The organism is Larkinella soli (genome assembly GCF_003703975.1).
GTDB lineage: Bacteria > Bacteroidota > Bacteroidia > Cytophagales > Spirosomataceae > Larkinella > Larkinella soli.
On record NZ_QTJY01000024.1, the window covers coordinates 1 to 24,214 of the forward strand.

Annotated in this window: 20 protein-coding genes; 10 read left to right on the plus strand and 10 right to left on the minus strand. The window is 56.8% G+C overall.

From position 1 onward, the window contains the following. The 5 genes from DX909_RS26965 to DX909_RS26985 all read left to right on the plus strand — a co-directional run. Nucleotides 1-220 (plus strand): YceI family protein (locus tag DX909_RS26965; protein WP_164851424.1); only part of this gene is annotated, 220 nt, incomplete at its 5' end. Nucleotides 221-294: 74 nt separating this feature from the next. Further along, nucleotides 295-789, plus strand: coding sequence for a hypothetical protein (locus DX909_RS26970; protein ID WP_128548366.1), 495 nt, complete (start codon nucleotides 295-297; stop codon nucleotides 787-789). Between the two features lie 160 nt (nucleotides 790-949). Beyond that, complete coding sequence (locus tag DX909_RS26975; protein WP_128548367.1) at nucleotides 950-1,681, plus strand: helix-turn-helix transcriptional regulator; 732 nt, start codon at nucleotides 950-952, stop codon at nucleotides 1,679-1,681. A 222-nt stretch (nucleotides 1,682-1,903) separates the two neighbouring features. Continuing rightward, nucleotides 1,904-2,269 carry a DoxX family protein gene (locus DX909_RS26980; RefSeq protein WP_128548368.1) on the plus strand — a complete coding sequence of 122 codons (366 nt, stop codon included), beginning with the start codon at nucleotides 1,904-1,906 and terminating at the stop codon, nucleotides 2,267-2,269. A gap of 29 nt (nucleotides 2,270-2,298) precedes the next feature. Continuing rightward, nucleotides 2,299-2,532: a hypothetical protein gene (locus DX909_RS26985; RefSeq protein ID WP_128548369.1), complete on the plus strand. Its 234-nt coding sequence runs from the start codon at nucleotides 2,299-2,301 to the stop codon at nucleotides 2,530-2,532. Here the strand turns inward: DX909_RS26985 and DX909_RS26990 are convergent. Together DX909_RS26990 and DX909_RS26995 are read right to left on the minus strand one after the other, a co-directional pair. Beyond that, nucleotides 2,524-5,208: an ABC transporter permease gene (locus DX909_RS26990; protein ID WP_128548370.1), complete on the minus strand. Its 2,685-nt coding sequence runs from the start codon at nucleotides 5,206-5,208 to the stop codon at nucleotides 2,524-2,526. The genes DX909_RS26985 and DX909_RS26990 overlap by 9 nt on opposite strands. Beyond that, nucleotides 5,205-5,531 (minus strand): PadR family transcriptional regulator, encoded by a 327-nt coding sequence (locus DX909_RS26995; protein ID WP_128548371.1) that lies wholly within the window; start codon nucleotides 5,529-5,531, stop codon nucleotides 5,205-5,207. Before DX909_RS26995 ends, DX909_RS26990 begins: the two co-directional genes overlap by 4 nt. Before the next feature lie 1,192 nt (nucleotides 5,532-6,723). On the opposite strand from DX909_RS26995, the gene DX909_RS27000 reads away from it, so the two are divergent. Next, on the plus strand, nucleotides 6,724-8,784 hold the full coding sequence (locus DX909_RS27000) for a HelD family protein (protein WP_128548372.1): 2,061 nt from the start codon (nucleotides 6,724-6,726) through the stop codon (nucleotides 8,782-8,784). A 144-nt stretch (nucleotides 8,785-8,928) separates the two neighbouring features. On the opposite strand, the gene DX909_RS27005 is transcribed toward DX909_RS27000, so the two are convergent. Continuing rightward, entirely contained in the window at nucleotides 8,929-10,608 is a 1,680-nt protein-coding gene (locus DX909_RS27005; RefSeq protein ID WP_128548373.1) for an FAD-dependent oxidoreductase, read from the minus strand. 175 nt (nucleotides 10,609-10,783) lie between these two features. Further along, nucleotides 10,784-14,857 (minus strand): hybrid sensor histidine kinase/response regulator transcription factor, encoded by a 4,074-nt coding sequence (locus DX909_RS27010; protein WP_128548374.1) that lies wholly within the window; start codon nucleotides 14,855-14,857, stop codon nucleotides 10,784-10,786. 306 nt (nucleotides 14,858-15,163) lie between these two features. Between DX909_RS27010 and DX909_RS27015 the strand changes: the two genes are divergently transcribed. Continuing rightward, a complete protein-coding gene (locus tag DX909_RS27015) occupies nucleotides 15,164-16,693 on the plus strand; it encodes a glycoside hydrolase family 43 protein (protein ID WP_229311216.1) in 1,530 nt (509 codons plus the stop codon). Nucleotides 16,694-16,791: 98 nt separating this feature from the next. On the opposite strand, the gene DX909_RS27020 is transcribed toward DX909_RS27015, so the two are convergent. The 5 genes from DX909_RS27020 to DX909_RS29970 all read right to left on the minus strand — a co-directional run bounded on the left by DX909_RS27020 (nucleotide 16,792) and on the right by DX909_RS29970 (nucleotide 20,478). After that, nucleotides 16,792-18,033, minus strand: a complete 1,242-nt coding sequence (locus DX909_RS27020; RefSeq protein ID WP_128548376.1) for an MFS transporter — start codon at nucleotides 18,031-18,033, stop codon at nucleotides 16,792-16,794. A 41-nt stretch (nucleotides 18,034-18,074) separates the two neighbouring features. Beyond that, nucleotides 18,075-18,641, minus strand: coding sequence for a DUF7010 family protein (locus DX909_RS27025; protein ID WP_128548377.1), 567 nt, complete (start codon nucleotides 18,639-18,641; stop codon nucleotides 18,075-18,077). A gap of 166 nt (nucleotides 18,642-18,807) precedes the next feature. Continuing rightward, nucleotides 18,808-19,188, minus strand: a complete 381-nt coding sequence (locus DX909_RS29960) for an ATP-binding protein (protein WP_310589889.1) — start codon at nucleotides 19,186-19,188, stop codon at nucleotides 18,808-18,810. Next, a complete protein-coding gene (locus DX909_RS29965; RefSeq protein WP_229311217.1) occupies nucleotides 19,189-20,139 on the minus strand; it encodes a sensor histidine kinase in 951 nt (316 codons plus the stop codon). Between the two features lie 87 nt (nucleotides 20,140-20,226). Continuing rightward, nucleotides 20,227-20,478 (minus strand): hypothetical protein, encoded by a 252-nt coding sequence (locus tag DX909_RS29970; protein ID WP_229311218.1) that lies wholly within the window; start codon nucleotides 20,476-20,478, stop codon nucleotides 20,227-20,229. A gap of 258 nt (nucleotides 20,479-20,736) precedes the next feature. On the opposite strand from DX909_RS29970, the gene DX909_RS27040 reads away from it, so the two are divergent. Then, nucleotides 20,737-22,074, plus strand: coding sequence for a sigma-54-dependent transcriptional regulator (locus DX909_RS27040; protein ID WP_128548378.1), 1,338 nt, complete (start codon nucleotides 20,737-20,739; stop codon nucleotides 22,072-22,074). Nucleotides 22,075-22,088: 14 nt separating this feature from the next. Here DX909_RS27040 and DX909_RS29680 read toward each other — a convergent pair whose 3' ends face one another. Beyond that, nucleotides 22,089-22,238, minus strand: coding sequence for a hypothetical protein (locus DX909_RS29680; protein WP_164851426.1), 150 nt, complete (start codon nucleotides 22,236-22,238; stop codon nucleotides 22,089-22,091). 126 nt (nucleotides 22,239-22,364) lie between these two features. Between DX909_RS29680 and kdpF the strand changes: the two genes are divergently transcribed. Next, a complete protein-coding gene (gene kdpF, locus DX909_RS27045) occupies nucleotides 22,365-22,445 on the plus strand; it encodes a K(+)-transporting ATPase subunit F (RefSeq protein ID WP_128548427.1) in 81 nt (26 codons plus the stop codon). Nucleotides 22,446-22,488: 43 nt separating this feature from the next. Further along, the gene (gene kdpA, locus DX909_RS27050) at nucleotides 22,489-24,204 is read left to right on the plus strand and encodes a potassium-transporting ATPase subunit KdpA (RefSeq protein ID WP_128548379.1); all 1,716 of its coding nucleotides are present in this window, start codon (nucleotides 22,489-22,491) and stop codon (nucleotides 24,202-24,204) included. Nucleotides 24,205-24,214: the final 10 nt, after the last annotated feature.

A 24,214-nucleotide genomic window follows, 5' to 3' on the forward strand; every position in this document is an offset into this window, starting at 1 on the left:
CAAGGAGGGGAGGAACCGGTATACCGGCTGGTTTCAATTGACCATCAAAGGAATCACCCGGGACGTAATGATCCCCTTCACACGGATCCGGCTCCGGTCGGCAGTCCGGTATCAGGGCCGTTTTACCCTGAATCGACTGGACTTTGGGGTGGGGGAAAGCAGTATGCTGCTTGACCGGGACGTCACCGTTTCCATCCGGTTGCAGGTTCCGGAAGGGTAGACCCCCTGTCTGCAATCAGCCCTAAAAACCTTTCAACCCGAACAGTAATTCCATACCAATCCAAATAAATAATCATGAATTCCGTCTTACCCCAATCTCCTTCTGCCCGGAAGCAGGACACCGCCGGTGTGCCGGCAACCAATCTCTTTGTGGTCCTTACTTTCTTTAGTTACGGCACGGCCATGATGGACTATTTTCTGGTGTATCCGTCGCGGGCCATCGTCGGCGCCGGCGAGTTCGTGGCCTACCACGCTCTGCTCGAAGACCGCATTTTGCCCATCAGCGTGGTGCCCTTTGCCCTGATGACCGTCCTGAACCTGTTGTTGCTTTGGTACCGCCCGGCGGATGTTCCGAAAGGGCTCATCCGGCTATCGTTGCTTTGCCTGCTGCTGGACTGGGCTTCGTCCATTCTGGTGCAGATTCCGATGAACCTGCAACTGAACGAGGGGAAAGACCTGCTGCTTATTCAGCAGGTGATGGACACGAACTACGGCCGGATTTTTCTGGAGTCCGCCCAGGCTCTGATCGCCTTTCTGATTTTAAACAAGCGAACCCGGCAGCCGCAGTGACCTGCCCCCGCTGATTCATGGTACGGGCGCAGATGATTTCAGGTAGTTCTACGCGTAAATTTTCTGAATATCGTGCCGAACTTTACCCCGGGTTATTCGCAGGTCGATGCGAATAACCCGGGGTATTTTTCTTTAATTACTTGTGAACCGGAATACCGCTATGGTCAACCTGCTATCGAACTGGACGTATTCGACGCCGGCTGCCTCTTCCCAATCAAGCCAGGAACTGAGCGTGCTGGATCAATTCTTTCCGGGATGGGTCCTGGCTATCTTTGAAAACCAGGGAGGGGATACGCCACGCTTTCTGAGTCGAAATGCATCGGAATTCTGGGGTATGACCGACGAAGAACTGACCCGGAAAACCTGCCATGATATAGAAGCCATGATCCATCCCGACGATCTGGACGGCTATCTGCGTTGCAGGCGACGGATGGCGGAACTACAAAAAACGCTGAAGCCCAGTGAAGCCCTCCATTATCGCTTTGCGATTCAATACCGGCTTCGTCCGCACCGGCACCTGGCGTACCGGCATGTTTACGGGGAGGTGCTGACCTACCTCGACGGTCAGAACCGGACGGCTCAGGCCATGATGTACCGGGATGCCTCCGCCGACCGGGTATCGGACCGGGTGCAACTCACCTGGTACCGCACCCATGGGCTGGATTATCACAAAGTGGGTAGTTACATTCCCGCCACCGCCGAGCAGGGACTGACCGTCCGTGAAGAAGAAATCCTCCACCTGATCAAGGAAGGCTTCAGCAGCAAGGAGATGGCCGACCGGCTCAGCATCAGCCTCAACACGGTCAAGAACCACCGTAAAAATCTGCTGCGAAAAACCCAGTCCCGCAACATGGCCGATCTGGTCCATACGGTCACGGCCGGCCTGTCCTGATTCTTTGCCGCGCCCTCCTGCCCTCCACCCCCGCTCGTTCCTCCCTAAGCCGTCTCCGGTCGGTGGTACGGACGACACTGTCCTTATTCACCGGGCAAAGGCGAACAATTAGCTCCAAAGGGCTATTTACCCGGGCTGGTCCCGCCCCCTACCTTTGTTACCCGGAACCCAACTCCTGCACGGCGTAGGTTCCGGCACAACACCGGTTACCAAAACCAGTCCATGAAAACTATCAAAATCATCTACTGGACCACTACGTCGCTGCTGGTCCTGTTGTCGGCCGCATCGGCCTATGGTTACTTAACTCAGGCCGAGATGCAGCAGAGCTTTCTCCATCTCGGCTTTCCCGACTACTTCCGGGTAGAGCTGGCGATTGCCAAACTGGCAGGGGCCGTGATCTTGCCGGCCCCGGTCAAGGCCCGCTATAAAGAATGGGCCTACGTCGGCTTTGCCATCGTTTATATTTCGGCCATTATTGCCCACGGCAGCGTGGCCGACCCCTTCGTCAGTACCGTATTTCCTTTAGTAGCCCTGGTGCTGCTGCTGGCATCCTATACCACTTACCATCGGGTGCAGGCAGTTTTTTAAAGCCGATCAATACCAAACTTCCACATCTCATGAAAACCACGTGCCTGCCCATTTTGGCCACTGAAATTCTATTTTTCCTGATCCTGCTGATCGTTTGTAAAGAAGATCCGGACGACAAAAAAGAGCGTTCCCGGAAGACCTGCTTATTCGTCCACAAAGCCGCCCGCGGGGCGGGGGCCTGGAAGAAAGCAGCGCCCCTCTCACGAATTGTTTTTTCTTCTTTTGAAAGGAGAAAGAAAAACCAGGGCCTATGGCTATTCTGAGCGCAGGCTTTTGACCGGGTTCATCAGGGCGGCTTTGATGCTTTGGAAGCTCACCGTCAGTACGGCAATGCCAACGGCCAACACCCCTGCCCCGGCAAATACCCACCATTCAATGTCAATGCGGTAGGTAAAGTCCTGCAGCCATTGATTCATCAGGTACCAGGCCACCGGGGACGCAATGAGGATGGCAATGACGACCAGTTTGACAAACTCTTTGCTCAGCAGGGCGACAATGCCGGCCACCGAGGCCCCGAGCACTTTCCGAACACCGATTTCTTTCGTTCGCTGTTCGGCCGTAAAAGCCGCCAGGCCAAATAATCCGAGGCAGGCGATGAAAATAGTCAGGCCGGCGAAAGTGCGATACAGCCCGCCCATTTGCTGTTCCGCTTTGTAATAGGCATTCAGGCTCTCCTCATAAAACCGGCCCACAAAAGCCACCTCGGGAAAGACCCGGGCGTAAGTGGCTTTGATACGGTCCACCGTCTGAAGTAGGTTTTTTGAACGTATTTTCACGCTGCCGGCGTAATAGAACTTGCTGGAGGGCGTCATTAGCAGCGGCTGAACCCCGCCGTCCCGTGCCGAGTTGGTGTGAAAGTCTTTCACAACGCCCACAATAGGTCCCTTGATGGGGCTGGTAAAACCGCCTAAGCGTAAGTTCCGGCCAAGAGCCGAGGCCGCATTCTCCACGCCCAGTTTTTTGAGCAGGGTTTCGTTGACCACGAATTTGGGAAGCGTATCGTTGACGGCGTAGGGAGTCCCTGCCAGAAAGGTAATACCGTGGGTTTGAAAGTAGTTGCCGTCGGCCATCTTCAGGGAGACGGTGAAGTCTTCATCTTTCGAGAGGTTGGAGTAGGCGAAGGTGCTCTGCCACTTGCTGTTTGAAGAGGGCACATCCGACGAGAACGTCACGGAAGAAACGCCCGGAATACGCAGCAGCTCGTTGCGAAGCGTGGCGTTTCGGGGGCCGTACTCGGTATCCATGCCGAAATTATACACGCCCTGCTGATCAAAACCTAAGTCCAGGCGGCTCAGGTAGTCCATCTGACGCAGGTTGATCACCGTGCTGATGATGAGCACTAAGGCCGCAGTGAATTGAAACACAATCAGGCTCTGACGCAGGGAAAGGCCCTGCAGCCACCCTCGTGACGGTTGTTTTCGGAACACGTCCAGGGGAGAAAACGAGGATAGAATCCAGGCCGGGTAGAGCCCCGCCAGCAACGTGAGCAGGACCAGAAGGCCCAACAGGGCGAAGCTGACGTCGGGTCTGAAATACAGCGAGGCATCGGCGGGAATGTTGAACAGGGTGCTGACGTAGGGCAGGGCGGCATAGGCCAGTCCAACGCCCAGCAGCAACGAGACCAATACCATGAAAAGGGTTTCGGTCAGAAACTGGGCTACCAACTGCCCTTTCTGACTGCCCAGGACCTTGCGGACGCTCACTTCCTTGGCCCGCCGGGAAGCCAATGCTGAGGCAATGTTGACGAAATTGACGCAGGCCATCAAAAGCAACAGGCCGCCCACAATCGCCAGGTTCCAGATGCGTGACCGGGGAACGACGGCCACCTGGTTCGAAAACGTATCATACCTTTGGTCATGATGCATCTCGGCTAACGGACTCAGGAAGTGCGTTTTCTTATCACGATCCTTCTGCCCTTCATAGTGTTTGCGGGAAAACTTCACCAGGAGGGCGTTGGCGGTAGCGACCGGGAAGTTGGGCGGCAGGCGGACAAAAATCTGGTCGTTGCTCGAGGTGCTGCCCCAATCGGCAAATGACCCGAAGCCGAATCGCTCGGCCCTGTCGGCCTGTTTGGTGGCGTAAGAAATCACCAGGTTCATCGGAAACGAGGTATTGGAAGGCGCATCGGCCAGGACGCCAACCACCTGCATGGTGGTGTGGTTGTTGATCCGCACGAACTTGCCCACCGCCTGCTGGGCATCACCGAAATATTTCTCCGCAAATTTCCGGGACAACGCCACCACATTCGGTCGCGCCAATGTGCCGGGCTGACCGATAAGCCAGCGGAAATTAAACAGCCTGAAAAACTCGGGTCCCACCATCAGGCCTTCATCGTCTTCCAGAAACTTGGCCGTCGCGTGGGCGGCATTTGGATCGCTGCCCAACACCGTCACCTGGGGGTCGAGCGTCCCGAAGACGGGCGCGATGATCTCCAGCTGGGGAAGATCCGTTTTAAGCGCGGCCGCCACGGGCAGCGGATTCCCTGGGGTAAATTCTTTGTCACCCGTGGCCAGCACCTGCTCCCGCACGATGCGGTAGATACGGTCGGGGTCGGTATGAAACCGATCAAAACTAAGCTCGTAACGGACCGTCATGAACAGTAACAGGGCCGCAGCCACCCCGACGCTCAGGCCCAGCACGTTCAGGGCGGTGAAGCTACGATGGCGCTTGAGGCCACGCCAGGCAAGCAGAAAGTGATTTCGAATCATGTCGGTTGTGGTCGGGTTTGAAAAGGGGGTCGGTTGACGCTTCATGACAAAAGGCCGCATCAGGCTCAGGACATCGCGCCAGTAGCGCCACCGCGCCCTGCGAAGGCCCATCAACCCGACCCGCTGGTGAAACAGTTCGTCAAGGTCACTCTCCATTTCGTCGAGCAGGTGCGGAGCGCAGAACCAGCGAAGCAGACGTTGGGCGAGGGCAGGAGGGAAAGGCTCTTTCATGACCAGGCGGTTTGGGGAATGGCGTTCCACATCTGGTTTCTCAATTGCCGGACCTCTTCCAGCGCGCGCCGACCAGCCCCCGTGACCGAGTAAAGCCGTTTCCGGCGGCCGCCCCGTTCCGGCGCAATACCGCCCATCCGGGATTCGACGAGCCCTTTTTCCTGAAGCCGGTTCAGGGCCGAATGCACTGCGCCGAGGTTGACCGGACGATTCATCTGCTGTTCAATTTCGGTGACCACTGCCGCCCCGTATGCATCCCCGGCCCGAATGGCAACGGCCAGTAAGACCACTTCTTCAAACTCGCCCAGATAGGTTCCTTTCATGGCAAATGATTATTCCCGTAAATGTATAACAAATGTCTTGCCAGACTAAAAAATCCTTTCTGACAGGCTCTTTTCGCCTGTTTCAGGTTGGTGGCGCAGGGGAACTGTCCAGAAATGGACAAAAAAGCGTACGGTTTTGGACGGCCCCGTCTGCCGGTTTCTTTCACGAGGTCAGGCAACGGAAACGGCCGGCCATCCTCGATCAGGGGAAGCTCGAAGTCACCCGGAAACGGAAAGAGAACCGGGAAAAGGCGGGGGACAGCCTCCGGTTTCTTGCGCGCGTTGGGTAGTTCGGTGCATCGAAAAAAAGCGGCTATTGTATGATAACCCGCTGATTCTTGATAAATTAGAAACGTGATGGTGAGTAAACCACACGAAAAACGATGAAAACCGCTTTTGTCTATTCGGGGCGACGGCCCGAGGTATACTATCCACTCAGGCGACAGATCGTGGAAGAATTCCGGTTAGAGCTGGCGCAAGCCACCGGCTTCAAAAGATCCTGGCTACGCTGGAAACGAAGAATAGCCTTAGACATCAGGTACAATCAAATTCTGTTTTCCGCAAGGGGGCAGATCGCCCGTTAGCATCGGATTATACAGGAACTCGCTAAACATGAACGCCCGGCTACTCTGCTTAGTAGCCGGGCGTTCATGTTTGGTAGACGGCAATGGATCAGCGTTCTCCGGGTCCTTTCTCCTCTCTTTCAAAAAGTAAAGGGAGACGATGAACTTCTCGGATAGACGATTCCGGAGGCTAAACTTCAAATCGATGGTTTGGAAAAAAATGGTCGAAATGCAGACATCCCGAGAGGCCCATTCCGGGTAGTTAATCTCCCTTTGAGGAGAGTAAAAGCAGCCTTCAAAACTGTGCCCTCTTATTTGGAAAACGCATTGTTTTAGGGAATATTGCTCGAAAAGGAAGATAATTAATTTATTGATTTACAGTTAGTTATTTAAAATTTGGTGGTTTATATTCGCAGCACGATTCAGTTTTCCACCCTCTTTTATTCTCAAATAAACAGCATGCTTTCACCGTCTCGCGCGGAATGAAATGACGGATCGGCGTTTCGGTTTTTCTGCCTTGCGCGGGCAGCGCAACGGGTTGGCGCCCTGCCGGCGGAAGGGAACGGAAATGGGAAAGCCGTAACGTCTTTATCGACCGGAATCCAGGGCTTCTTTTAAATAAACAGTAAATGATAAACGCAACCGAACAGGAAGAAAGAGAATTCCTTGCCGAGATCAGGGAAAAACTGACGTTGGCGGTCAGACGGATCGATGAGGCCGTCAAGCAGTATTCCGACGAACTCAGGGAGAAAAAGCGGTATATTCATGAGCATCAGTCGGGCATGGACGACGCCGATATGGTGGCTGCGGACCAATCCATCAACCGTATGGCTTTTACGGGCGAAGCCGCGGTGGCGAGGAAACGGAAGCTGATCAAGCTGGTTCAGTCCCCTTACTTTGGCCGCATCGATTTCGTCGCGAAGGAGGATCAAAGATCGCCGGTGTATATCGGCATCCATACCTTCTCCGACGAAAAGCAGCGGGTGAACCTGATTTACGACTGGCGGGCCCCGATCTCCGCTTTGTTCTATGACTTCGAGCTGGGAGAAGCCTCGTACTCGACCCCTTTCGGAAAGGTGCAGGGCCACATCGCCTTAAAACGTCAGTACAAAATCAGAGACGGTTACATGGAATTCATGATCGAGAACGACGTGAACATTCATGACGACCTTCTTCAGAAAGAGCTTGCCCGGTCCTCGGACGACAAGATGAAGAATATTGTCGCTACCATTCAGCGGGATCAGAATGCGGTAATCAGGAACGAGTCCGCCCAGGTTATGGTCATCCAGGGCGTAGCCGGTTCCGGGAAAACGTCGATCGCCTTACATCGGATTGCCTTCCTGTTGTATCGTTTCAGAGATTCGATTGCGGCAAAAGACATTCTCATCATTTCTCCCAACAAGGTTTTTGCCGATTATATTTCCAATGTCTTACCCGAGCTGGGGGAAGAACACATTCCGGAGATGGGCATGGAAGAGCTCGCCGTTCAGCTGCTTGAGAAAAAATACCGGTTTCAGACCTTCTTCGACCAGGTGTCCGCGTTGCTGGAGGGACACGATGCGGCTTTTATCGAACGCATCCGGTTCAAATCCTCGGCCGAATTCCTCAGCAGGCTCGATCAATACCTGATCTATATCGAGAATAATTACTTCCGGGGGGCGGACCTCAGGGTTGGCAAAACCATCGTTCCTGCCACTTTCATTCTGGATAGGTTTAGGGCCTACCACCGGGTTCCGCTTCTGAAAAGGTTCGAACATGTCGTAAAAGACGTTCAGGATTTTGTCAGAACCGCAGGAAACCATAAGCCGACCGGGCCGGAGAAAACAAAAATCTGGGAGGCCGTTCCGGCCATGTTCAGGTTTAACAATGTGCAGGACTTCTACCGGGATTTTTTCGACTGGATCGGAAAACCTGAGTTTTTCAGGATCGACCACCGGCTGACCCTGGAATACGCGGACGTCTTTGCCATCATTTATTTTCAGATCCGTCTGGAAGGCATCTCCACCTACAATCATGTCAAGCACCTGCTGGTGGACGAAATGCAGGATTATACGCCCGTTCAATATGCGGTATTGTCCAGGCTGTTCCTTTGCCGGAAGACGATTTTGGGGGATGTAAGTCAGACGGTTAATCCTTACAGTGCTTCCTCCGCCGAAACGATCGAACGGGTGTTTCCTCAGGCCGATGTGGTCAAACTTTACCGAAGCTATCGGTCCACGGTAGAGATTACCGCCTTTGCGCAGCGGATCATCCCCAACCCTGACATTATCCCCATGGAAAGGCATGGTCAGGAACCCCTGTTAGCCCGTTTCGACAGCCGGAACGAAGAACTGGAAGCCGTCAGACAGCTGATCCTGACCTTCCAAAAATCACAAAATCAGTCGCTTGGAATCATCTGCAAAACCCTGCGGCAGGCCGAGGATCTATACGATGCGCTGAAAGGGCCGGGGGTTCATCTGCTTACTGCCGACTCCGTGGCCTTCGAAGAGGGCGCCGTCATCACTACCGCGCATTTGGCGAAGGGGCTTGAATTTGATGAAGTGGCCGTACCGTTTGCTTCCGCCCGGAATTACCGGACCGAGGTAGATAGGCATATGCTCTATATTGCCTGTACGCGGGCGATGCACCGGCTGACGGTGACCTATTCAGGAGACCTCACGGAATTTCTGTCGGCAAACAGGAAACCATAACGGGAAGCCGCCCCGCCCGGAAGACGATACCGGGCGGGGCACGGCCAATACGGCCTGAAAGGACCGGGGTGGTTTTTCTAAGGCCTCGATTCCCGTAGTCACGGGTCCGGAGAATGTTTTTTACCTGCTTCGGAACATTCCGGCTTAATAAAGCTGGTAAAGGGCCGCTTTAAGGTGGTCTTCCAACGCTGACCAGCTATCCGAGGTCAGTTCACCGGCATGTTGGCGCAACGACTTGCGAACGTTTTCATACTGCCTTGCCAGCTCGGAAGCGGGAAGGGCAGCATCCATTTCCGAAATAAAATTCAGGGCGACGGTACTTTCAAACATGGACTTGGTCGTACTGCCTGTATTGCCCCCTCCATGCACAAGCATCACCCCGCCCTGGCGAGTTTTCTGAACGATGCGCAGTTCGCGGTCGTCTACACTCCATGACCGGATGCAGCCTTTCTCCAGAATGTTGACGTCCGGATGGTTCCGGGCCAGGCAATCTTCGAGGGATAGGTCCAGATGATAAACCCGTCTTACCACTTCCCAGAAACCGGCAACCGCCAGCTTTTCCGCTTTCCGGATCGTGTTGATCCGTTCGATGCGCTGAGGGTCCGGTTTGGGTAGATCCGTATCTCCTTCGAAAGGATAGGTGCCCACGAACAAATAGCCGCTGCCGATGCACAGAATATATTCCGTCTCCCCGTTTTCCTTTTCCAGGATGACCGGCTGAACGTTGAGATCGGCAACCTGGGACAGATACTCTTCGCCGTCTACCGTAATCCGCATTTTGCCCCCGTGAATTTTACAGGCTTTCGGAGACAGACCCATACCACCGATCAGTTTTTCGGCGGTTTTCCCGGTGATGTGCGCCCAGAAGCCTTTCATGCCGCACACGTGCTGGCCGGCGTCGACACCCCTGAACAAACCCGGTTGCAGGTAGGCGCCCCCGTGAAACAGGATGTGCCTGGAGGCATATTCCCCGCCGTCGCGGGTGATCAGGGCTTCTACCTGATGATTGGAATCGTATCGGATTTCGGTTACTTCATAGCCGGGTCCGAACAGAAAACGGACACCGGACTTCTCCAGTTTCTCCAACAGGAATCGGGTAACGGCCTTGATGTTGAAGGCTAACCCGTGCATAATCAATGCACCTCCTTTTATGAAGGATTCTTTCTCAAAACCGGCCTGGTAGGCGGCAAACTCCGGATTATCGACGGCTTCCTCATTATAAAAGGAAGCTTTGATAATGCCTTGACCGGAAAGCGTTTTTCTGGCGCTCTCGAACAGGGCTTTTTCGTCATAGAAACGGTGAATACCGAGACTCAGGGAGAGTTCCTGCGCCAGCCGGGGCTTTTCGGCCAGAAACTGCGCCAGCTCCCGGTACCATAGTTCCATACTGCAGATATTCTCCTCAACATACTCGATAAACAGTTGCTCATTCTCCAGCCATGCCTGCTGGTTGGTTTTAATGGCCTGATTGAGTGCTTTTCTTTTCAGTAAAAAGCGCTGCGTTTCCGGAGAGAATTCTTCGAAAGGTAAAGCCAGCATTCCGCCTTCGGCGATGGTCTTTTCAAAATCGGCGGCAATATCCGGGTACATCTGCGTAACGTAGCCGTCCAGATCGAGGTAGGGGTGGCCCTCCGTCGAGGTGATGTACCGATTATAGGACCCGTCGTGGGTGGACGATTGAAATAACTGGCCGGCACCAGCCGTGCGTGTACAGGGCGACTTACTGAGCAGGGTGACGGCCAATCCCTGTTCAACGGCTTTGAAGGCGGAGACCAGGGCAGTGATACCGCTGCCGACAATGATCATGGAGTCATTGGTTTTCATGGGCTAAGGAATAAGCTGGTTTAGTACGACATGGTAGCGTCTGCCCAGGGTCCCGGTCGACGGAAAGGGATGGGTCAATCGCCGGCTAAAGATGGTGCCGGGCGAATTCGCGGGCTATCAATTATGTTGCCGTGCCTATCGATTATGTTGCGGGGCCTGAAAAAACCGGTCCGGCTTAACCGGTTTGAGCGTGCCGGGCCAGAAACTCCGTTGGGGTAAGCGCGTATAACTCCCGGAAGCATTTGGTGAAGTAGGCCGGAGACTCGAACCCAACCAGATAGCCGGTTTCGGCAATCCCATACCCCTGCCGGAGATACTCGGTGGCACGTTTAAGCCGGTAGTTGCGCAGGAGTTCGCTGGCCGACAGGCCCGATAGGGCTTTTACTTTCCGGAACAGGTAACTTCGGCTCATGCCCGCCTGGGCGGCCAGTTGCTCGACTCCGTAGTCTGATTCATCGAGGTGCGTATCGATCAGGGCATACAGCCCGGTAATGAACGTGTCTGCCGGTGGCGACCCAGGTCCGGACGGGGGGGCATCCAGTCCCGTAAGGCCGGCACGGATGTGTTCCCGGAGCCGCTGGCGTTGCTGAAGCAGATTGCCGATCCGAATCTGAAGTTCCCGAACATGAAATGGCTTGGTCAGGTACTCGTCGGCCCCCACCGATAAGCCTTCAAGCCGGCTATCGAGCGATGATTTGGCCGTCAGCAGAATAACCGGCAGGTGGTTGGTTCGTACATCGGCTTTGAGTCTTCGGCAGAGTTCAAGACCGTCCATCACCGGCATCAGTACGTCGCTGATGATCACATCCGGCATCTGGGCCAGGGCCTGCTCGAAGCCCTGATGACCCTGCTCCGCCCGGTAGATGCGGTAGGCCGACGGCAGGCTTCCGGCAATAAAATCGGCCAGTTCCGCATTGTCTTCCACCAGCAGCACCGTCGGCGATTCGCCCGAAACCCGGTCCGGGCTGGAGTCGTTGACGTCCGTTTCGGCCGGCGGCACGATCCCGTTCTCACCCCCTGTCTCCGGCGGTTTTGCTGAATCCATCGGCCCGGCTGGTGGAAAGGGTAACCAGACCCGGAACGTAGTGCCCTGCCCCGGTTCACTCTGCACGGCAACGGTACCCTGTTGTAACTCGATCAGTTCCTTCACCAGAGCCAGTCCGATGCCCGTTCCCGGCTGACCCGACGCTGGCGTAGCGTCGGCCTGGTAGAAACGCTCGAAGATGCGGGGCAGGGCGTCGGCCGGAATGCCCCGGCCCGTATCGGCGACGGTCAGCTCAATCCCTTCCCGTGCCGTTGAGGGAGCGAGTTCTACCCGAATCTGCTCGCCTGCCGGGGTGAACTTGACGGCATTGCCCAGCAGGTTGGTTACGATCCGTTCGAACTTTTCCCGATCAAACCAGTAGGCGCCCCCGGCCGTACACCGGTAACTGAACCGACAGCCCCGGTTCTGCGCTTCCTGCGCAAAAGGCGCGGCCCACTCCCCGATCAGAACGCCCGGCTCTCCCCGGATGAGGTGTACCGGCTGGGCACCCGCTTCCAGCCGGGCGAAGTCGAGCCACTGGTTAACCAGCCGCAGAAGCTGATGGGCCTGCCGGTCGATGGTACTCAGCCGAAGGCGGTCTTTAACGGAGCGGTCCTCGCTCATCATCTGCTGCGCAGGACCCAGAATCAGCGTCAGGGGCGTCCGTAGTTCATGGGTAATGTTGGTGAAAAAGGTGGTTTTCAGCCCATCGAGTTTCCTGAGTTGTTCGGCCTCCTGCCGGCGAAGCCGGATGGCCTGCCGTAACTGCAATCGGTTGAGGTAGATCCGCACGGAAACCAGCAGAACCGCCAGCCCCAGCAGGCCATAAAGTCCGTAAGCCCACCAGGTAGCCCAGATGGGGGGCCGGATCGTGATCGCCAGCCGGCGGACGTGCGGGCTCCACCGTCCGGAGGTATTGGAAGCATTGACGAGCAACGTATATCTGCCGGACGGTAAGTTCGTATAAACGGCTTCGGGCTGGTCGACGGGTTTCCAGGCCGCTTCCAGCCCTTCGAGCCGGTAGCGGTAACGGTTTTTAGCCGGGCGGTTGAATTGGAGGGCGGCAAACCGGAACGTAAGGTAGTTCTGATCGTAGGCCAGCAGGAGCCGGTCAGCGGCATGCAGGGGCCGGTTGCCCAGCGGGGAGGCCGGTTCAACAGCGCCCGGGCCTGCACCGGATCGCCCGGTGGCGGGTCGATCGGGCCGGATAAGTTGATTGTTGATCTGCAATTCGGTCAGTTCCACCATCGGTTCGACCGGGTCATCGACGATCTGGCGGGGATAAAAAACAGTGAAACCTTCCAACCCGCCCATCAGGATCTTCCCGTCCGGAAACGCTATGAAGTGATTGCTGTTGAACTCATCGGCCAGCAGACCGTCGTCGCGGGTGAAAGTCCGGACGGCAAAGGTCCGACGGTTCATGCGGCATAAACCCTTGTTGGTACCCATCCACAGATCGCCCCGCCGATCGGGCAGGGCGGAGTATACGACATTGTTGGGCAACCCGTTGGCCTGGCTAAACCGACGAAACCGTCCGGTTCGTTTGTCAAACAGACACAGGCCGTTCCCGAAGGTGCCCACCCACAGCCGATGAGGATCGTCCGGGTCGGCCGCCACGCAGTACAGGGAATTACTGCTCAGCGAAGCCGGGTCTCCGGGCTGATTTACGAACCGGCGCGTCCGGCCGGTTTGCCGGTCGAGCTGCCACAGCCCGCCGGTCCGGCTGGCCAGCCACAACGACCGGGCATCCACCACGAAGGCCGTAACGGTCCCGGCAGGCTGCCGAGGTACCGGATGGGCCAGACGGACCCAGCGCTTTCTGTTTTCTTCATACCGATACGCCTGATGGCCGTACACGGCCCAAACGCTCCCCTGGGGGTCGGTAGCCAGCGGGCAGGGCGTGTCGCCGGCAAGCCTGCTCCGAAACGGAACGGGCAGGGGCAGATGGTGGATCTGATTTCGGGCAATGTCCAGCCGGTATATATCCGAGCTGCCGACGTTGAACCACCAGCGTCCGGACGCATCGAAAGTGGATCGCAGGTTATAGCTGATCAGACCGTCGAGGGCCGACAGCACCGGAGCCGGGACGGGAGGGATGCCGAATGTACCGCTGGTAAGCAGGTCGAGGTGGAATCCCCGCTCATACCGGCGCGTGTAAAACGGATTCGGGCGAAGGTCGTACGTCCGGATACCGGCCCCGTTCGTGCCCACCCACAATACGTCCGTCCGGTCGATGAACAGACTGGCGCAGGCATCGGTCGGCTGGTTCAGGCGATCCGCTATCCGGACGCCGTCCCGGTCGGTAAACCGGAACAGGATATTGTTCTGATCGAAGTAAACGGTACCCTGCCGATCCTCGGCAAAATGAGTATCCTCCCACTGGTTTCCCTGGGCCGGCAACGCATAGCTTCGCCACCGGCCCGTATGAGGCTGGAATAAGGTCAGATGCCGACGCGCCAGTAACAAAAGCTCACCGGTCGGACGCGGGTGTATCCCCACCAGATGATGATCGGAGGGGTCACCGGCCTGGATCGGCGGCCTTTCAATCAGGACAAAGCGCTGGGTGCCCTCGTCGAACCGGTTCAGCCCGTTTGCGGTGGCGAGCCAGATGGTTCCATCCTTTCCCTCGACCAGATCATGCACCGCATCGTGGCGGTTTGACCCGGCCCGGGAAGGCAGGTGCCGAAACCACCTTCCCCGCCGGCTTTTTAAATGCCAGCACAGAACGCCCCTGTTCTTCAGAATGATCCAGAGTCGATCCCGCCGGTCGACCCGCACCCGGTAGGGGGACCTGCCCGTCAGCAGCCGACGCAGGGCCGGCTGCCGGGATAGGTTGGTAAACGTTTCGGTAATCGGGTTGAAGACATCGATGTCGCCCTGTTCGGACACGATCCAGATCTGTCCACGGTGATCGGGGGAGAGTTGTTCCAGCCCGGCGAAGGATAAGGAGGGCCTTCCATCCGGATCGGGTTGAAAGATCCGGAACTGATGGCCGTCGTAGCGGCAAAGACCGTCGCGGGTAGCCACCCAGATAAACCCCTGTCGATCCTGGAGTATGGACGGCACAAAAGCCTGAGGCAGCCCCTGCCGGTCCGTGATGAATCCGGGCTGGGGCAGTTGCCGGGCGGAAACGGCCCGGAACCAGGGCGATGCCCAGATTATCCAGATCAGGCCGGCTATCCGTATTGGCTCGAAAAGAGTAGTATAGAAGCTGCCGCTTTTCATAAGTTGAACTATAACCCTATGAAAATTAAGACATTTTAAGGTAATTGCTGAGTAATTCTACCTGTCGGACCGCTGAAGGAGGCAGGACCCTGCCCGGGTGATCGGTCGGCGATGTGGTGGAGGGGCGCGGCTTTCGGGCCCAAAAAATGTCCTGTTAAATTCACCGGATGGATGCGGAACGATGAACGCAGCGAACTATCTTCGGCCCTGGGACCGCGTTTCGCGCGTCAACCCTCCGTTCCCTGACCTTCCTCAAGCGATCTCCGGATGAGAAACCGTATCCTTGCGAGTATTTTAATCTTGGCGGTGGCTCTGCGCGCCTACGCCCAAATTTCTCCCTCCCCGGGGGTAACCTATACCAACCCGGTCATTGCGGGCGACTTTGCCGATCCTTCCGTCATCCGGGTCGGCGATACCTACTACGCCGTGGGGACCTCCTCGGAATGGGGACCGGCCTATCCCCTTTATACTTCCGGCGACCTGGTCAACTGGACGTATGTGGGTCCGGTGTTTCACCAGTTACCCCCGTGGACGATGGGCAGCTACTGGGCCCCGGAGCTGTTCCATCGCAATGGTACGTATTACGTGTACTATACGGCCCGGCGGAAATCCGACCGGCGTTCGTTCATCGGCGTGGCTACGACGCGCGACCTGACAAAGGGGTTCACCGATCATGGTTTATTACTGGAATGGACGACCGAAGCGATTGATCCCTTTGTCATCGAGGACGCCGGTAAACTGTACATGACCTGGAAAGCCTACGGGTTGGATCAGGGCCGGGCCATCGAAATCCTGGGTGCCGAACTGTCGGCGGACGGACTCAGGGTCACCGGACCACCGTTTTCGCTCATCCGGGCGGAGCGGGATACCTGGGAAAAGGGAGGAGCGGAGGGGCAGGCGATTTTCAAACGGGGCCGCTACTTTTATATGTTGTATTCGGGCAATGCCTGCTGCGGGCCGCAGTGCAATTATCAGGTCGGTATAGCCCGGGCCGAATCACTCCGGGGCCCCTGGGAGAAATTTGCCGATAACCCCCTGCTGGTCAGTGATACCGACTGGAAGTGTCCCGGCCACGGAACCGTCGTGGTCACGCCCGACCGGCGGTACTTCTACCTGCACCATGCCTATAACGGGGTGGATTTTACCTTCACCGGCCGGCAGGGCGTGTTGAGTGAGCTGATTTGGGACGATAAAAGCCAATGGCCCGCTTTTCGGTATGGCCGCTCGACCCCCACCCGGGCGGAGTCACCGGGTCAGGCCGGGCAGAAACGGCCTTTGCCTCTTGCGGTCGATTTTAGCCGCGCCGGAGGCAATGTTCCCTGGGTTTGGGATGTGAGCCTTCCCCGGCCGGTGTACAGGGTGAATCAGGGTTACCTGCAACTGGTCAATACCGGCTCGGACCAGGCAGGGGTGTTCCTCGGGCTGGTCATCAAAAAGGGAACCTATACCCTGTCGGCGGACCTCGTTCCCCAGGCCGACCTGCTGCAAAGTGTGTGTCTGTACGGTGATGCCCGGAACCAATTGGGATTAGGAATCCGGCAGGGATCGCTTGAACTCTGGCAAATCAGGGAGGGCAAGCGGACGATTCTCAAGACGCAGCCGATTCCGGAAGCCGCCCCATTGGTGACGCTCCAGGTACGGAGTAAAGAGGGCCGGTTTTTTGAGTTCGGATGGCGCACGAAAGACGGCTCGCAGACCCTGCTGACGGAGGCACCCCTGGATGGTTCTTTTCTGCCTCGCTGGGACCGCGCTCCCCGGATCGGCATCGGCCTCAGCGGTAAAGACCAGGCGAGCAGTCGGGTTCGGGCCCTGAGTGTTCACTACGGAGAGCCCTGAATCTGGCGGAAGGTCCGTTGGTCTTGTCAGTCGGTTACGAAAGAAACGGCAGGGACTTCCGGCCGACCGGCTTTTCTGCCGCATGACCGACCCGTCTTTCACATTCGTCTGGGTAAAAATAAAGTCAGCACGGCGGCCGTCAACACGGCAAAAGCCATCAGGATATAGGAGGAATGGAACGAACCCGTCAGACCATTCAGAAAACCTACCAGATACGCACCCACAAAAGAACCTAAGGCACCCATGCTGTTGACCAGACCGATCGCTCCACCGGCTACGTTTTTCGGCAACAGCTCGGTGATAAGGGCAAAAAACGGCCCGTAAGGGGTATATAAAGCCCCTCCGGCGATGACCAGCGAGCCGAACGAGAGCCAGAAATTACTGCCCTCCAGGAAGAAAGTACAGAAAAAGGCCACGGACGCGATGAGCAGGAACGGCCAGATGAAAAGGCTCCGGTTCTGGGTTTTATCGGAGTAATAGGAAGCACCGAACATACCTGCAATGGCAACCAGGTAAGGAACCGCCGACAGCCAGCCCGTGGTGACGATGTCCATATCGGGACTTGCCCTGATGATGGAGGGGAGCCACATCACAAAACCGTATACGCCCAGACTCCACAAAAAATAGTGAATACATAACAGAATCACCGCTTTGGACCGAAACGCCTGGCTGTAGTTCCTGACCGGTTTGATTGCGCTTTGCTCCTCCTTCAATTTGCTCTCCAGCTCCGTTTTTTCCTCATCCGTCAGCCAACTGGCTTCCCGGGGCGTTTCGTCGATCAGTTTCCACCAGACAAAGGCCCACAAAATTCCCGGTGCGCCCTGGATTATGAACATCCATCGCCATCCCAGGGAGTTGATCAGATAGCCGGACAGAACCGACATCCATAACACCGTTACCGGGTTGCCCAGAATCAGAAACGTATTGGCCCGGGAGCGTTCTTCCCGCGTAAACCATTGACTCAGCAAAATGAGCATGGAGGGCATTACCGCGCTTTCTACCACACCGATCAGAAACCGGATGGTAATCAGCGCGGTTACGTTACTCACCATGCCGGTGGCCGCAGCCAGACCGGCCCATAAAATCAGGGAGACGAAAATTAACTTCTTGGCACTTTTATGCGAAGCGTACTGGGCTCCTGGAATCTGAAAAAAGAAATAACCCAGAAAAAATAAGGAACTGAGCAACGAAGAAGTGGCCTTGGAAATCTGAAGATCTTCGTTCATTCCTCCCGCTGCGGCAAACCCAAAATTAGCCCGGTCGAGATAGGCCAGACTGTAGGTGATGAAAACGATGGGGATGATACGGTACCAGCGGCTGGGAGCGGCTATTCTGGACATGGAGGAAGGGTTTCTTTTTTATTTCGGTACAATTCCGGCGTTTACATCCGCATGGGGCCTGATTTCACCCTTCGGTTCATCAGCACGGCGATGGTCACCAGATAGATCAGGACAATCGCAAAAGGAATGGCCGTAAACCGCTGCTGCGGCCATAAATACCAGAGGATCAGGACGAGAACCGTCCTTGCCAGGGCATGGAAAACCCCTACCCAATGGTCGATGATCCACGTCAGGGGCAGCCACATCAATCCGGTCAGGATACCCACCGTGAGCGGCAGGGAAGAATAGTCGACCAGGAAAAAGGGAATAGCGATGGAATAAACCAAAACGGCCTGGCCTACCGTAAAGAAGAACAGGGCATCGAAAGTGTTTTTCGGCCTGGATTTATCGAGGAAGTTCTCGCCGGTAAACCTGGAAATAAACATTCCGAGGTAGGCAATGCTTCCCGTGGCAATAAATAGAAGCCATACTTTGGCCGTGGCCGGTAAAAACGTTCCCCCGATGCCGACGATCAACCAGGCGATTAACCCGGCGATGGGGGTCGCCAGCAGCTTCCGGCTTTTAAATTCCTCTTTTTGTTCTTCAAGACTCCTGCCTGTTGGTATCATCTGCCGTTCTGTTTTTGAATAGCCCACCACTCGCCGATGGGTCCATAGGGTAGGGCCGGCGCCCGATCGATGTCCGGAATGGGGTCAACTGAATGAAAGGCGGATAAATATAGCAATGAATATGGATTGTCGAGCCTGAGTCGGGCATTCCGTGAAAACCGCCGTTCTAACGGCACAGGACACGTGCACGGCTCTGCCCAGTTTTGCAATCCAGCGCCTGACAGATGGCTTCCAGCGTGCTGAACCGGATGGCTTTACCGGTTTTCAATATGGAAAGATTGGCCAGGGTCAGATCCACTTTTGCGGTAAATAGTGGCCGGAATCTATCCGACCTGTTCGGCCGGCAAATAAATCCAGAAGGTGGCCCCTTCCCCGGCTTACTGGTGGCCGTGATACCGCCGCCGTGATTTTCTACTACCCGCTGGCAGATGGCCAGGCCGATGCCGCTGCCCTCAAACTCATTCTTTCCGTGTAAGCGCTGGAAGACCTGAAAAATCCGGTCGGCATATTTACTTTCAAAACCGATTCCTTCATCGCGTATGCTGATCTATTGAAACTGGAGCGCCGGGCTGGCCGGCCTGACCTCCGGGGGTAGTTCATTCCGAAGACAGAGGGCACTCCTTAACTCCACTTTCGGCCGCTGATCCGGCCGGTGGAACTTCAGCGCATTGGCCAGCAGGTTCTGGAACAGCTGACCGAGTTGAAGGGCGTCGCCCTGCACGACCGGAAGGGAAGGAACAACGACCTCGGCCCCCTGCCGGCTGATGGCCCAGTCCAGGGTGGTCAGCACTTCCTCCAGGACGGCGGTCAGCGAAACGGCACCGAAGTCCTGCGGACGCGTCGAGAGCCGCGAATACGTCAGCAGGTCGTTGATCAGACGGGACATCCGGGCTCCGGCATGGCTGATGCGATGAAGAAAATCGCGGCCGGTTTCCGATAACTGACCATCCAGCTGCTGGATCAGCAGGGAGGTGAAAGACTGAATTTTTCGCAGCGGCTCCTGTAGGTCATGACTGGCTACGTAGGCAAACTGCTTTAGATGGTCGTTGGAGCGGTTCAGTTCCCCGATCTTGTTTTCAAGTTGGAGCTGGAGCTGTCTTAACCGGGTAAAATCGGTGAAGTGAATGACGACTTCTTCCCCCAGTTTGCTGGTACTCATTAAATTATACAGGTCCAGCCCGTCCTTGTCATAGTGGATTTCAAAGGTGAGCGGCTGCCCCGTCCTGAAGGTTTCTACGGGATTGGTGAAGCTCTCCGTGTCGAAATACCCGGGAAATACCTCGCCCACCGTTTTCCCCTGCAACTGCTCCGGCGTTGCGTTGGCATACGACGCATAGGCCTGGTTGGTCAGCTTAAAACGAAAGTCGATAATTTCGCCGTTTTCGAGGATCGGCTCCAGAACCTGGAGGGGCTCCCGGAAGAGGTTGATGATGGATTGCAGATACCGGTTAGCCTGGGCGACTTCCACCAGCCGGACTTCGTTCGTGACGTCCACCACCGAGTGAATGATGTAGGAAAGCGACCCACTTCCGGATACAACCGGCTTGTTGATCGGTCGCCAGGTTCGCCATTCCGGTTCGCCGGTCTAAGCATTCGGCCACTCGTGGCGCTGATCGGCCATCGGATGAGCCTCCCGGGTTTGAATCACCTGGGTCAGTGACTGAAGGAGCTGAGCGGCCACGGCATCGTTGCGCCCGTCGCTGAAAAACACCTCGAACAACCCGTGTCCTATCAGTTGGGATCGCTGGAGGTTGGCGGCCGCCAGATAATCATCCGAGACGGCGGCTATGGTAAACCTGGGCGCATCCGGACAAAGCACCAGATGTTTGCCCGGCATCGCACTGATTAAGTGGGTGGAAAAAGCCGGAGCATCACTGTCCGCTGCTGGAGTACGCATCACCGAAAACCTGCCAGATGAAAAGCATTATATGACAAAGTAATCGCATCCGGGCCTCATTGGCAAGGAAAGCATCCGGTGTTCCGAATAAAATCCGCAGGGGGCCGGGCACCGGGAGGGCGATGCTATTTAACTCAATTTGCCGTATTTTACGGCACGGTCGCGAAAGCGGCTTTTTTAACCCAATTCCATCGCCCCTTGTCGGCCACGCTACTCCTTATCGACGACGAATCCCGGCTGCGCGGCCTGCTGGCTCGCCTGCTGCAACTGGAAGGCTACACCGTGCTGGAAGCAGACACCGCCCACAACGGCCTGAACCTCCTCGAACGGGAAGAAATCCAGCTGGTAATCAGCGACGTCCGGCTGCCGGACCTGAACGGCATCGAACTCACCGCCCGCATCCGGGAAATCTCCCCCGCGACTGAAATCATCGTCCTGACCGCCTATGGCACCATCTCCGACGGGGTGAAGGCCATCAAAAACGGCGCCTTCGACTACATCACCAAGGGCGATGATAATGACCGGATCATTCCGCTGGTCAGCCGGGCGGTTGAGAAGGCCAACCTCCAGTTCCGCATCCGCCGGCTGGAACGGCAGATGAGCCGGCGCTACGGGTTCGACAGCATCCTCGGCGAATCGGCGGCCATCCGTCAGGCCGTCGATCTGGCCCGCCGGGTGGCACCCACCGATACCACCGTTCTACTTACCGGCGAAACCGGCACCGGCAAGGAGGTGTTTGCCCAGGCCATCCACCAGGCCAGTCCGCGCCGGACCGGCTCTTTCGTGGCCGTCAACTGCGGAGCGCTCAGCAAGGACATTCTGGAAAGCGAACTGTTCGGCCACCGGGCCGGCGCCTTCACCGGGGCCTCCCGTGACCAGAAGGGGCTGTTTGCCGAAGCAGACAAAGGGACAATCTTCCTGGACGAAATCGGTGAACTGCCGCCCGACCTGCAGGCCAAACTGCTTCGGGTACTTGAAACGCACGAATTTCTGCGCGTCGGCGATACGAAACCGACCCGAACCGACGTGCGGGTGATTGCCGCCACCAACCGGAGCCTCGAACGCGAAGCTGAATCCGGGCAGTTCCGGCTCGACCTCTTTTACCGGCTTTCGGTGTTCACCGTCGAACTGCCGCCCCTCCGCAGCCGGCCTGAAGATATTCCGGCGCTGGCCGAACAGTTCGCCCGGCAGGTGGCCGCCAAAACCGGGTTACGGGAGGTACGGCTCGATCCCGAATTTCTGGAGAAGCTCCGCCGACACCCCTGGAAGGGCAACATCCGCGAGTTGAAAAACGTCATCGAGCGGGCCGTCATCCTGACCGACGGGCCGGTGCTGACCTCCGGCCTGCTGCCTTCCGACCTGCAGACCGGAACGGCCACCGGCGATCCGTCCGCCCTCGACCTGGCGACCGTGGAGCGCCGGCACATCGGGCAGGTACTCCAGCGGACCAACGGCAGCAAGCCGGAGGCCGCCCGGCTTCTCGGCATCGGCCTGACGACCCTCTACCGAAAAATTCAGGAATACCGCCTGGAATAGGACCCTTCCGTTTTTCATTTTGGAAAAACGGCTTTCCATTCCGGAAAAATCGCCCCCTTCATTCCTGCTCTTCTTCCGAAAAGCTTTACGGTTAATATATTGATTATCAGTGGTTTGTTATCAAATCTCTCTGCCCAGGCATTTTCAGGAATACTTTTTGGCATACGGTTTCCGACTGATCAAACAAAAAGAATTCTATGGTAACTGCACTGCTCTGGGCTACGGCTCTCCTCTGTTTCGCACTTTTTTACAGGACCATTCACTGGGTTGAACGCATCTGACCCGACGCCATGCTGACACTCCTTCTCATCGTCTCTCTGCTGGTCTTTGCCTACATGCTGTATGTGCTGATCCGGCCCGAACGCTTTTAGGCGGTTCCGCTCTGTCGGCCGCTCCCATGAAATGAATACGACTATGACCAATGAACTTCTCGGAATCGCCCTGATTTACGGCCTGGCCGTGCTGTCGGCCTACCCGCTGGGGAAACTGATTGCCGCCGTTTACGCCGGCCGGCCCAATGTGATGGATTGGATGGCACCGCTGGAAAGGCTTCTCTACCGGATCGGTGGAATCGATCCGCACCGCCGGATGAACTGGAAGGAACACCTTACCGCCCTGCTCACCCTGAGTGGAGTCTGGTTCGTTTACGGCTTCATCCTGCTGCAGACGCAGGGAAGCCTGCCGCTCAATCCCGACGGAAATCCCTCACAGACGCCCGATCTGGCTTTCAACACCGTCATCAGCTTTATCGTCAACTGCGACCTTCAGCACTATTCCGGCGAGTCGGGCCTGACCTACCTGACCCAGACCGCCGTGGTGATGTTCTTTCAGTTCGTCTCGGCGGCCGCCGGAATGGCCGCGCTGGCGGTGCTGTTCAACGCCCTTCAGACTCAGGCGACCGACCGGCCCAACAATTTTTACGTGTACTTCGTCCGCAGCATTACCCGCATCCTGCTGCCGCTGTCGCTGGTGCTGGCATTGATTCTGGCTTTCAACGGGGTACCCGCGAGCTTTGAAGGAAAAGATACCGTCGTTACGCTGGAGGGCGATACCGTTCAGGTGTCCCGCGGCCCGGCCGCCGGGATGATCGCCATCAAGCAGCTGGGAACCAACGGGGGCGGCTGGTTTGGGGTCAACTCGGCCCATCCGCTCGAAAACCCCAATTTCGCGACCAATGTCGCAGAAAACGTGTCCATTCTCCTCATCCCGATGGCGCTGGTGTTTGCACTGGGCTTCTATCTGAATCGAAAGAAGCTGGCCCTCAGCATCTTCCTGGTCATGACGGTGGGTTTCTTCGCGGTTCTGACACCCTCCCTGACGGCCGAACTGAAGGGTAACCCGGCAATCGCTTCGCTCGGCATCGGCCAGCCGCTGGGCAGCATGGAGGGCAAGGAAATCCGGTTCGGGGCGGCCGCTTCGGCCTTCTGGGGCATTTCGACGACGGCCACCTCCAACGGCTCGGTCAATGCCATGCACGATTCCATGACACCCCTGTCGGGGGCCATGCAGTTGCTCGACATGATGATCAACGCCTTCTACGGGGGTGTCGGGGTCGGTTTGCTGAACTACTTCATCTACCTGATCATTGCCGTGTTTATTTCAGGACTGATGGTGGGCCGTACGCCCGAATTCCTGGGCCGGAAGATCGAAGCCCGCGAGATGAAGATTGCTTCGCTGGTCGCCCTGCTGCATCCCCTGCTGATTCTGGCCGGAACCGCCCTGGCGAGCCATCTCCGTGTGAACGCTCCCCAGGCCGACTGGACCGTCCGGCCCGCCGGCTGGCTCAGCAATCCCGGTTTTCACGGCTTTTCGCAGATGCTGTATGAATTTACTTCCTCGGCGGCCAACAACGGCTCGGGTTTCGAGGGGCTGAGCGACAGCAACTTTTTCTGGAACTACACCACCGGGCTGGTGCTGATCCTGAGCCGGTATCTGCCCATCGTGGGGCCGATCGCCATTGCCGGGCTGCTGGCGGGGAAAAAATACGTACCCGAGAGCGCCGGAACGCTGCCCACCGACAACGCCACCTTCGGGCTGATGACCTTCGCCGTCATTTTCATCCTCGCGGCTCTATCCTTTTTCCCGGCGCTGGCGCTGGGGCCGCTTGCCGAATATTTCTCTCTTCCATAAAACCGGCCGG